The following is a 10904-nucleotide window of genomic DNA, read 5'->3' as shown; positions in this document are numbered from 1 at the left end:
GTCGTGCTCTCTGGCGGCAATGTCGATTTCGACACTTATGCGGAGATCATGGCGGCGGCTTAGGGGACTGCGGGCATTGGACGCCTGAGTCGTTCTGGAGCCGTCAAAGCGAAAACGTCTTGCCGACCACGGATGGAGCGACCGTCTCGCCATAGGCGGCCGCAAGCGCGCTCACGGCGCGCCAGCCCGTGCAATGCCCGGGCGATATCAGCTGCAGGTCAAACTCGGCCAGTGCTTCGACCGTCTCGGGGATGATCGGCTCGGTCACCCCCGAGAGGTGGAAGCCGCCGAACGCGCCGTAGAGCGGAATTTCCGGAAACCGTGCCTTGGCGTGGGTCAGGACGTTGATCAGGCCGGCGTGCGAGCAGGCGGTGAAGACGATTTGCCCCTTGCCGGCCACGTTGATTGCCACGTAGCGCTCGTCCGGCATCACTTCGTCCAGTTCCCAGCCGCCTGCGGCGGTCTGGCGATACTGGCCGGGAAAGCCGCGTTCGAACCGGGTCACGCGCGGGATTTCGCCGCTGACATAGAACGTCTCGTCAAGAAGCAACTGCTCGTCGCGGGTAACGATGACATCGGCGCCGCTCCCGGACAGGACCTCCACGCTCGGCACCAGTTCCATCGGCCGAAACTGCCCATCGGCGGATTTGGTCGCCCGCAAGGCGAACATGTCGGGATGCATGTAGGTCGGGACGGGCCGCCCGCCATTGGCCATCGTGATCATCTGCAGGGCGCGCGGCATTGCGCCGGCGTGGTCCCAGTGCCCATGCGACAGCATTACCGCCCCAACCTCCCCGAGATCGACGCCGAGCCTGACCGCGTTGCGCTCGAACACCCATTCCTCGGGCCCGGTGTCGAACAGCAGCGTGCGGCTGGCCGATGCCGTCCGGACGGTGATCAGGCAGGAAAGCCCATGCGCGGCGCAGCACAGGCATTTGCCCGACAGCCATGGCATCCCGCGACGGCGAAGGCGGGCGAACTCGGTCTCGACGAAGCCGGGGCTCGACGACAGGCTGTCCGTCGCGTTGTCGACGAGAAAGATGACCTCTGCCGTATCGACGACCCTCATCGGACCAGCTCTGATGATACAGGAACCACCACTCTATCGCATTCGAGCGTCCGGCACAGCCGCGACAAGCGTGCGGAGCCCATGCCTTGCTGGACCTAGTCCAGCGTCCGCCTGAACCGCACCAGCGCCACGCCGGCAAACACCGCCACGAACAGCACCAGCCAGCCGATCTCGGTCGCCACCGCCGGCAGCTCGGCGCCCTTTAGCATCACCGCGCGGATGATGCGCAGGAAATGCGTCAGCGGCAGGATCTCGCCGAACAGCTGCGCCCAGCCCGGCATGCCGCGATAGGGGAACATGAAGCCCGACAGCATGATCGAGGGCAGGAAGAAGAAGAAGGTCAGCTGCAGCGCCTGCATCTGCGTGCGTGCGATCGTCGAGATGGTGTAGCCGAGCAGCACCAGCGCCAGCACGAAGATCAGCACGGCGGTCAACAGCAGCGAGATCGAGCCGGTGAACGGGATGGAAAACAGAAGCTTCGCCGCCGCCAGCACCACCACCACCTGCACGGCGCCGACCACCAGATAGGGCAGCACCTTGCCCATCATGATCTCGAGCGGGCTGGAGGGCATGGCGAGCAGGTTCTCCATCGTGCCGCGCTCGGTCTCGCGCGTCAGCGCGATCGAGGTCATCATCACCATCGTCATCTGCAGGATGACGCCGAGCAGGCCGGGCACGATGTTGTATTGCGAGATGCCTTCGGGATTGTAGCGCCGGTGCACCACCACTTCGAGCTGGCCCTTGGCGGTTTCCGCCGCCGCCTCCTGCATGCCGCGCGCCCGAAGCAGCGCCTGGTTGGCGACCGTGCCCAGCGTCGAGATGGCGCCGCTCGCCACGGCCGGGTCGGTGGCGTCGGCCTCGATCAGGATCTGCGGACTGTCACCGCGCTCGACGCGGCGGGCGAAATCGGCGGGAATGGTGACGACAAAGGCGACGTCGCCGCGCGACATCAGGAACTCGGCCTCGGCGGCACTTTGCGCGACATGGTCGAAGCGGTAATAGCCGGTGGTCTGCAGCGCCGAGACCATGGCCCGCGTATAGGGATCGCTGCTCGTCGCCACCAGCGCCGCCGGCAGGCTCTTCGGATCGTTGTTGATGGCATAGCCGAACAGCACCAGCTGCATCAGCGGTACGCCCAGCATCATGGCGAAGGTGATGCGGTCGCGCCGCATCTGGATGAACTCCTTGATCAGCAGCGCGCCGAGCCTGGCGAAGGAGAACAGGGCGCTCATCCTGTTTTTCATCCCATATTGTCCTTCGAGCCGGCCATGAACTGGATGAAGACGTCCTCGAGGCTGGTTTCGCCCGGCGTCACCGTCACGCCCTTGTGCTGCTTTTCGACATCGGCGAGCGCCGCCTTGAGCGCCTGTTTGTCGGAGCCGACGACATGCAGCGTCGCGCCGAACGGCGCCACCTGGTCGACGCCGGCGCGGCCCTGCAGCGCCTCCGCGACCTGGTCGAGACGCGGACCCTGCACCACGAAGGTGGTGAGCCCGGCATTCTTCACCACCTCTTCCACAGTGCCGGTGGCCAGCATCTTGCCGTAGGAGATGTAGCTGATGCGGTGGCAGCGCTCGGCCTCGTCCATATAATGGGTGGAGACCAGCACGGTCAGGCCGCCGCTCGCCAGCCGGTGGATCTCGTCCCAGAATTCTCGCCTTGCCTTGGGATCGACGCCCGCCGTCGGCTCGTCGAGCAGAAGCAGCCTCGGCTTGTGCATGATGCAGGCGGCGAGCGCCAGCCGCTGCTTCCAGCCGCCCGACAGCGTGCCGGCGAGCTGGTTCCGGCGTGTCGTCAGGCCAAGCTCCTCCAGCGTCCGCGCCACATGCTCCTCGACCGGTCTCAGCTGGTAGAGCCGGGCCACGAATTCGAGGTTCTCGCCGATCGTCAGATCCTCGTAGAACGAGAATTTCTGCGTCATGTAGCCGACTTCGCGCTTGATCCTGAGCGCATCGGTGCGGATGTCGAGGCCGAGCACCGTGCCTTCGCCCTCGTCCGGCGTGAGCAGTCCGCACATGATGCGGATGGTCGTCGTCTTGCCCGAGCCGTTCGGCCCCAGGAAGCCGACGATCTCACCCTCGGCCACCGTCATCGTCACGTGGTCGACGACGGTCTTGTTGCCGAAGCGCTTGACCAGGCCATGGACGTCGATGGCGTTCATTTTCCGGCATCCGCCAGGTCGACGTCGACGATCTGCCCGGGCTGCAGCGGGCCGGCATCGCCCTCCGGCCGCGCCTCGACCAGAAACACCAGCTTCTGCCGGTTCTCCAGCGAATAGATCACCGGCGGCGTAAACTCCGGATCCGGCGACACATAGCTGACGCGCGCCCTCAGATCAGGCCCGCAGCCGTCGCAATGGACGCTGAGCAGCGCACCGACCTTGACCGAGGAGAAGGCGCTTTCCGGTACATAGACGCTGACCTTCACGGCGCCGTCCGGCAGTATCGAGATGACAGGCGCCGTCGGGCCGGCGGTGTCGCCCGGATTGCGGATCACGTCGTTGACGCGACCGGGCGAAGGCGCCGTCAGCACGCGCTTGGACAGCCGCCACTGAGCCTGTCCCAGGGCCGATTGCGCCTGCTTGACCTGGTTGTCGGCGGCCTTGATCGTTTCCGGGCGTGCCGGCAGACCGCCGACAGCGAGGTTGGCTTCGGCCTGGCCGACCTGCGCGTTGGCCGTCTCCAGCGCGGCCGACGCCGTATCGTAATCTGCCTGCGTGCCGGTGCCGCGCTTGTAAAGGTCGCTGGCGCGGTCATAGCGGCGCTTGGCGTCGGCGGCCTGAGCCCTGGCCATGTCGACTTGTGCCTTCAGCACGGCGATTTCTTCCGGACGCTTGCCCACTTGCAGGTCGGCGAGCTGCGCCTGCGCCTGCGCCAGCGCTGCCTCAGCCTGAGCCACGGTGATCTTGGCGTCGGCGCTCTCCAGCGTCACCACCGTCGCGCCCGGCGCGACGCGGTCGCCGCGCTTGACCGCGACGGTCTCCACCTGCGCGACCTCGATCGGTGCCAGCAACACATAGTCGCCCTCGACATAGCCTACGGCCAGCGGTGCAGCCGGCGCGCAGGCGCCGAACAGCTGGGCGGCTAGCGGCAGCGAACAGAGAAAGCTCATGATTTGCCCTCCTTGCGGGCGGCCACGGTGCCAGCGGCCGGATTGCGGGCAGCCAGATTGCGGGCGGCAAGCATTGCGCTGAGATTGTCCGAGGCGATCGCCACCACCTTGGCCGCCTCGGCCTCGCCGATCTCGCGCCAGCCCATCCGGCGCATCACCGCCTCGCGGCCGATGCGGAAATAGATCACCTGGCCGATCAGCGTGAAGACGGTGAGCCGGGTGCGCTCGCTCTCGGCCGGTTCGCCCGTGGCCTGCTCCCAGATCATGCAAAGCCTGCGATGCGTCGGCTCGAACACGCCGGCATAGATGCGGTCGAGCGCGGCGGTCGGGTGGGAAAGCTCTCTAAGTACGAATTGTACGATCTCGCCTGCCTGCGGGCTCGCAACGATGAAGGCCACCATCCGCTCCAGCGCCGTGAAAAGCTGCGCCCGTGCCGCTTCCGCGTCCGCCGGCGCTGGCGCGGCGCTGACGGCCTGGTTTCCAAGTGCTTGCCCGGCAATCGTCTGGATGGTGTCGACGATGTAGTCGGCGGCGGCGGCGCGCAGGCCTTCCTTGCCGCCGAAATGATAGGCGATGGAGCCGATATTGGCCTTGGCCTCCGCCGCGATCTCGCGCGTCGAGGTGCCGTCGAAGCCTTGCCGGCCGAACAGCTTCAGCGCCGCGTGCACAAGTGCGGCGCGCGTCTGCTCGGCGGGAGAAGCTTCGCGATGGGGAGGTTTGACGCTCGTTTTCTTGCTCACGGTATTCGTTTAATCAATCGATTGATTAAAGTCAATCCGATTCTCAGCTTCGGCTTGCCATGTCCGTCCGCGCGCGCTTTAGTGCGCGGCCATGGGCAAGGAAGTCGAACGCAAATTCCTGGTCTCCAGCGCCGCCTGGCGTGACCTGGCCGAGGCGGATATCCGCATCCGGCAATTTTACCTTGCCGCCGCCCCCGGCCGCACGGTCCGCGTGCGCATCAGCGACGACACCTCAGCGGAACTGACGCTCAAATTCGGCAGCAAAGCGCGCGAGCGCGACGAGTTCGAATATCCGATCCCACTTGCGGAGGCTGAAGAAATGCAGGCCTTCGCCATCGGACGTGTCATCGAGAAGACACGTCACCATGTTAGGCACCGCGGCTATCTCTACGAAGTCGATGTCTTCGGCGGGATGCTGGCGGGGCTGGTGGTCGCCGAACTCGAGACGCCGGAAGACGTGCCGGACGAAATGCTGCCTGATTGGCTCGGCCGTGAAATCACAGGCGAGTCGAGGTTCTACAACGCGTCGCTCGCCCTTGGGGGGATTCCGGAGATCGCCGCATGAGTTTTCGCATCGATCCGCGCCTGCCGCTGACCGGCGAGGTCAGGCGCATCCTGACTGACGAGGTCGGCAAGGCGCTCGCCCATCTCGAGATGGCGCGTGAGAAGCCCGAGCAGGGGCTGCATAAATGCCGCAAGCGGTTGAAGAGCGTGCGTGCATTGCTGCGCCTGGTTCGTTCCGGTGACGAACCGTTCTGTCAGACCGAAAACGAGTGCTACAAGCAGGTATCGGCGCTGCTTGCCGGGCCGCGCGAGGCGACCGCCCTGATCGAAACCATCGACCGCCTGGCAGCAAGCTTCCCGGAGCAGAGCGCCGGCGGCGGCCTCGATGCCGTCCGCGACCGGCTGGTTATGCGCCAGCATGAGTTGCATGCCGGCGCAGGTCTCGATGCCGCGATCAGTGCCGCGGCTGCCGCTTGCCGGGAGGGCCTCGGCCATATCGACAGGCTCTCCCTGCCCGACCAGCCCGAGCAGGCGGCCGACATTCTCGCCGAGGGCGCCCGCGCCACCTTGCGGCGGGCGCGCAAAGCGCTGGACAAGGCTGGGTCCCGCGGCGAGGCGGATGATTTCCACGACCTGCGCAAGGCGGCCAAGACCCACAGCATGCACCTGTCGCTGCTCGGCCGGCTCTGGCCGACACCGATCAAGGCCCGCCGCAAGGCGGTCGATGCTCTGGGTGAACGGCTGGGCGAACTCCACGATGTCTTCGTCATGCGCGCCCTGCTCGATGCCGAAGCCGAGCCGCTCGGACCGCCAGAGGATATAAAGCTTCTCGGCAAGCTCGTGAAGCGCTCGGAAAAGAGCCTGCGCAAGTCAAGCCTCGCCGAGGCGGCCGAACTGTTCGGCGACAGCCCCAAACGGTCGACCAGGAAACTTGCCCGCAAGGCCCGCGATGACCTCGCCGGAGCAGCCCAGGAAGATCTGGCGGCCGCCGCCGGCTAACGGGCGCTGCTGGCGTCCCCCCGCCGGCCCATGCTAATCACGCTCTACCATGACCGCGCCGGCCGAAACCCTTCTCGACCGCCTTGGCCGCTGGCTTGCCAGCCGGCTGCAGGATGAGTCCTCGGGCTATGAGCCCTACACACCGTCCGATGCCGAAACGCTGCGCCGCGCGCTGGAACCGGACGACATCCTGCTCATTGAGGGCAACCAGAAGATCTCGGCGGTCATTAAATACCTGACCCAGTCGACATGGTCGCATGCTGCCTTCTATGTCGGCGATGCCTTGCCCGCGCCTGAAGACGGTTCGGAGCGGCCGCGCCTGATCGAGGTCACGCTCGGCGAGGGTTGTGTCGCCGTGCCGCTGTCGCGCTACCGCACCTACAACACCCGCATCTGCCGGGCGAGCGGCCTGACGCCCGAAGACCGCGACCATGTCGTGGCCTTCATGATCGGCAAGCTCGGCCTGAAATACGATCTCAAGAATATCTTCGATATGCTGCGATTTTTCTTTCCAACGCCGCCGGTGCCGGTGCGCTGGCGCCGCCGCTGCTGGCGTTCGGGTCCGGCGATCCGACGCGGGCGATCTGCTCGACGCTGATCGCCGAGGCCTATGGCCAGATACGCTATCCGATCCTGCCCGAGATCACCCGCGCGCCCGGCCGCGCCTCGGCGCAATCGAGCTATATGCGCCGCGAGATCTTGCACATCCGCCACCACTCGCTCTACACGCCGCGCGATTTCGACCTGTCGCCCTTCTTCCGCATCGTCAAGCCGACGCTGGAATATGGCTTCGACTACCGGGCGGTGACCTGGGACGACAAGGCGGCCGAGGCCAAGGCCGCGGAATAAATTAGGCGGGCTGGCGTGGTTTGCCGGCAACGGGCCGGCCGCTCGGCCTCGCGCCGCCATCGCGTGCATGCGGCCCGATCGGCATGATCGCCGGAAACGGCGTCGCCCCGAAGGCGAACGTCCATTTGTAGCCGATGAGCTGTTCCTCCGGTGTCGTGTGCTGGTCGTGATGGGCAAGCAGTTTTGCGCGCTCCGCCAGCTCTTCCGCCTCGCGCCGCACCATCTCCGCCGTCTCAGGCCGCATCCGCCGCGAGAAGCTGACGAAACTCGCCTCGCGCTCCAGATGGGTGATCGCCCAGCCGATGAAATTCTTGTTGGTCGTCTCGAATAGCGGCCTCAGCGGCCCGTCGAAATTCCACTGGATCGGCGTCTCGACCAGCAGCCGCGCCGAAAGCCCGCGGCCGATCTCGACAAGGCCGAGCTCTTCCAGGTCGCGCAGATAGAGGAACATAGAGGCCTCGCTCAACCCTTGAGAACGCATGATGCCCTGGGGTGTGAACTTCTCCGAGAGCATGATGAAGACGAACAGCAGCGCCGGCCGTGCAGAAAGTTTGCGCTCGATCTCCGGCGCGACATGGTTGGCGGGCCCCGGCCCCCTGTTCATCGATCCCAGCACGTTCTCCAGCTCGACCTCGGCGGCGGCGCAGATCTCGACCAGGCGGTCGAGCTTGCAGTTCTTCTCATGGAAGACACGCTTCACCGTCGGCTCGGAAACACCCATGCGCTCGGCCAGCATGCGATAGGTCAGGCCCTTCGCCCTCAGCGTGCGTTTCAGCGCCTCGAAGATCGGAGCGTTCATGGAATGCACCTCGCCAGCGCGAATTCGTATCGATTTGTGATACTAGCTGGAAGAGGCCTTCCGGAAAAGTATCAAAAACCCTAGCTCTCCGCCGTCATCACAGGAGACCAGGCCATGAAGACCCTCATCGCTTCGACCATCTTCGCTATCGCCGGCATTGCGCTGACTTCAGTCGCCGAGGCCGGCGAAATCTGGCGCGCCACCGGCTTCGAGCAGCCGGAATCGGCGCTCTTCGATGCCGCCAACAAGCGCATCATCGTCTCCAACATCGTCGGCAATCCCGGCGCGGCCGACGGCAACGGCTACCTGTCGGTGCTGTCGCTCGACGGCAAGGTCGTCACGCAGCACTGGACCGACGGCATGGATGCGCCCAAGGGCATGGCGATCTCGGGCGGCAAGCTCTATGTCGCCGACATCACCAGGGTCCGCGTCGTCGATCTCTCCAGCGGCAAGCTGATCACAAGCGTCGACGTGCCGGACGCCGTCTTCCTCAACGACATGACGGCCGACAGCGCGGGCAAGGTCTATGTCAGCGACATGCTGGCCGACGCGATTTACCGCATCGACAGCGACACACCGAAACTGTTCGTCAAGGACGCCGCGCTTGCCTCGCCCAACGGCGTCTTCGCCGACGGCGGCAGGCTGATCGTCGCGTCCTGGGGCAAGGGTATCAAACCTGACTTCAGCACCGCCGAGCCCGGCGGCCTGCTTGCGGTCGACCTCGCCACCAGGACGGTTTCGCAATTACCCGGCGCGGAAAAGTTCGCCGACCTCGACGGCGTCGTCGCCATCGGCGACAGCATCTACGCCACCGCCTACATGACCGGCACGCTCTACCGCTATCACGGCGGTGGCAAGCCTGAGGTGGTCGCCACCTTCAAGCCGGGCAGCGCCGACATCGGCGCCGATGGCAAAACCATCTTCGTGCCGCTGATGAACGAGGGCGAGGTCGCCGCGCTCAGCCTCGATTGAAGCCGTCGGGCGGTCGGCTCGCGTTGAGGCCGCCCGCTCAGCGATCAGGCGGCGGGCGCCTTGAGCTGCCCCTGCGCATCGCGGATCGAGGCGGCGTAGGTGACCAGCGGCCGCTTGACGCCGTGGTTGATCAGCATGCGCCGCGTCTGCGGCGCGGCGCCGGCGATGATGAAGCGCACGCCGGCGCGCTTGGCCTTGTGCGCCGCGCCCTCGATGACGTTGGCCGCGGTGGAATCGAAGAACGGCACCGCCGAACAGTCGAGGATGAAGTTCTTCCTCTGATCGGCGATGCGGTCGAGCACGGTGCCGACGGTCGAGGCGGCGCCGAAGAAGAAGGCGCCCGAAATGCGGTAGACGACAGTGTCGGCATCGCTCGCCTCGCTGGAATCATAGGCAGTGGCGCGGTCGGCGACGTCCTCCGGCACCAACGGCTGGTCGGCCTCGACGGCGATCGATTTGGCCATGCGATCGATGAACAGGATCGAGCCCAGCGCGAAGCCGACGACGATGCCTTCGGTGAGGTCGCGGAAGATGACGATCAGGAACGTCGCCATCAGCACCAGCGCATCGCCTGACGAGCTTCTGAGCAGCGTGGCGAAGGCCTGTTTCTCGAACATGTTCCAGCACACCACCGCCAGCACGCCGGCAAGGGCGGCGAGCGGGATGTAGCTGGCGAGCGGCGCCGCCACCAGCATCAACGCCAAGAGCATCGCCGAATGCAACATGCCCGAGACCGGACCGTGCGCGCCGGCCCGCACGTTGGTGGCGGTGCGGGCGATCGTGCCGGTGGCGCAGATTCCGCCGAACAGGGCCGACGCTATGTTGGCGAAACCTTGCGCCACCAATTCGCAGTTGGAGCGGTGGCGGCGGCCGGTCATGCCGTCGGCGACCACGGCAGACAGCAGCGATTCGATCGCGCCGAGCAGGGCAAAGGCGATCGCGTCCGGCAGCACGTCGACCATCCTGTCGAGACTGAGCGGCGGCAGGGCCGGCCATTGCAGGCTTCGCGGGATGCCGCCAAAGCGCGTGCCGATCGTTTCGGCCGGCAGTGAAAACAGCGCCACGACGAGTGAGGCCAGCCCGATGGCGACCAGCATCGCCGGCCATTTCGGCCGCCAGCGCTTGAGGAGGACGATGGTCGCGATGGTAAGCACCGCCACGAAGGTCGCGGCCGGGTTGATCGTGCCGGCCGCCTCGCTGAGCGCCATCAGCTTCGGCACCAGCGGCCCCGGCTCCTTGCCGGCGAGCTTCAGCCCGAACAGCTCGGTGATCTGGCCGGAGAAGATGATGACGGCAATCCCCGCGGTGAAGCCGACGGTCACCGGATACGGGATGAACTTGATATAGGTGCCGAGCCTGAGGTAGCCGATGGCGAGCAGGAAGACGCCGGCCATAATCGTCGCCAGCAGCAGACCGTCGACGCCCACACGCGCCACCGTCGCCGCCACCAGCACGATGAAGGCGCCCGCCGGCCCGCCGATCTGGAAGCGGCTGCCGCCGAGCGCCGAAATGATGAAGCCGCCGACGATCGAGGTGTAGAGGCCGCGCTCTGGTGTGACGCCGGATGCGATCGCGATCGCCATCGACAGTGGCAGCGCCACGATGGCAACCGTCAGTCCGGCAATGGCATCGGCCCTAAAATGTGCAGCCGTGTAGCCCTCGCGCAGCACCGTCACCAGCTTCGGTGTGAACAGTTCGGCAAATGTCGGCCGTGCCGGTTGATGGGTTGCCCGCCTGGTTTGATCCATGGACTGCCTTCCACTCCTGAAAGGCGGCGGGATCGTCGGCAGGGATGTCGGCGGTCGCCGTCGCGACTTTAGAGCGACGCGCGTCCAAATCGGACGCACAAGATATGCTCTAA

At 65.9% G+C, this 10904-nt stretch carries 10 protein-coding genes and 1 pseudogene; 4 read left to right on the top strand and 7 right to left on the bottom strand.

Annotation, left to right across the window (positions count from 1 at the left end):
* Positions 1-103: 103 nt before the first annotated feature.
* The 5 genes from EOA33_RS12110 to EOA33_RS12090 form a co-directional block, all read right to left on the bottom strand.
* Complete coding sequence (locus tag EOA33_RS12110) at positions 104-1069, bottom strand: MBL fold metallo-hydrolase (protein ID WP_126057267.1); 966 nt, start codon at positions 1067-1069, stop codon at positions 104-106.
* A 95-nt stretch (positions 1070-1164) separates the two neighbouring features.
* Complete coding sequence (locus tag EOA33_RS12105) at positions 1165-2301, bottom strand: ABC transporter permease (RefSeq protein WP_126059285.1); 1137 nt, start codon at positions 2299-2301, stop codon at positions 1165-1167.
* 8 nt (positions 2302-2309) lie between these two features.
* On the bottom strand, positions 2310-3230 hold the full coding sequence (locus EOA33_RS12100) for an ABC transporter ATP-binding protein (RefSeq protein ID WP_126057266.1): 921 nt from the start codon (positions 3228-3230) through the stop codon (positions 2310-2312).
* Positions 3227-4180, bottom strand: a complete 954-nt coding sequence (locus EOA33_RS12095) for an HlyD family efflux transporter periplasmic adaptor subunit (RefSeq protein WP_126057265.1) — start codon at positions 4178-4180, stop codon at positions 3227-3229. Before EOA33_RS12095 ends, EOA33_RS12100 begins: the two co-directional genes overlap by 4 nt.
* Complete coding sequence (locus tag EOA33_RS12090; protein WP_126057264.1) at positions 4177-4920, bottom strand: DUF1956 domain-containing protein; 744 nt, start codon at positions 4918-4920, stop codon at positions 4177-4179. Before EOA33_RS12090 ends, EOA33_RS12095 begins: the two co-directional genes overlap by 4 nt.
* A gap of 91 nt (positions 4921-5011) precedes the next feature.
* On the opposite strand from EOA33_RS12090, the gene EOA33_RS12085 reads away from it, so the two are divergent.
* From EOA33_RS12085 to EOA33_RS12075, 3 genes and pseudogenes are all read left to right on the top strand, one after another.
* Positions 5012-5485, top strand: a complete 474-nt coding sequence (locus tag EOA33_RS12085; RefSeq protein WP_126057263.1) for a CYTH domain-containing protein — start codon at positions 5012-5014, stop codon at positions 5483-5485.
* The gene (locus EOA33_RS12080; RefSeq protein ID WP_127405728.1) at positions 5482-6423 is read left to right on the top strand and encodes a CHAD domain-containing protein; all 942 of its coding nucleotides are present in this window, start codon (positions 5482-5484) and stop codon (positions 6421-6423) included. The genes EOA33_RS12085 and EOA33_RS12080 overlap by 4 nt, the downstream gene beginning before the upstream one ends.
* Before the next feature lie 49 nt (positions 6424-6472).
* Positions 6473-7272 (top strand): annotated as a pseudogene (locus tag EOA33_RS12075) (lipo-like protein).
* Between the two features lies 1 nt (position 7273).
* Here EOA33_RS12075 and EOA33_RS12070 read toward each other — a convergent pair.
* Positions 7274-8071: a helix-turn-helix transcriptional regulator gene (locus EOA33_RS12070; protein ID WP_127405727.1), complete on the bottom strand. Its 798-nt coding sequence runs from the start codon at positions 8069-8071 to the stop codon at positions 7274-7276.
* Between the two features lie 114 nt (positions 8072-8185).
* Here EOA33_RS12070 and EOA33_RS12065 point away from each other — a divergent pair, with 114 nt between their 5' ends.
* On the top strand, positions 8186-9043 hold the full coding sequence (locus EOA33_RS12065) for an ATP/GTP-binding protein (protein ID WP_127405726.1): 858 nt from the start codon (positions 8186-8188) through the stop codon (positions 9041-9043).
* Positions 9044-9087: 44 nt separating this feature from the next.
* Here EOA33_RS12065 and EOA33_RS12060 read toward each other — a convergent pair whose 3' ends face one another.
* Positions 9088-10791: a SulP family inorganic anion transporter gene (locus EOA33_RS12060; RefSeq protein ID WP_127405725.1), complete on the bottom strand. Its 1704-nt coding sequence runs from the start codon at positions 10789-10791 to the stop codon at positions 9088-9090.
* Positions 10792-10904 lie beyond the last annotated feature (113 nt).

It is taken from the genome of Mesorhizobium sp. M4A.F.Ca.ET.050.02.1.1 (assembly GCF_003997725.1).
GTDB lineage: Bacteria > Pseudomonadota > Alphaproteobacteria > Rhizobiales > Rhizobiaceae > Mesorhizobium.
Note: the sequence above shows the minus strand (reverse complement) of the source record. Positions and strands in the feature narration are given on the sequence as shown.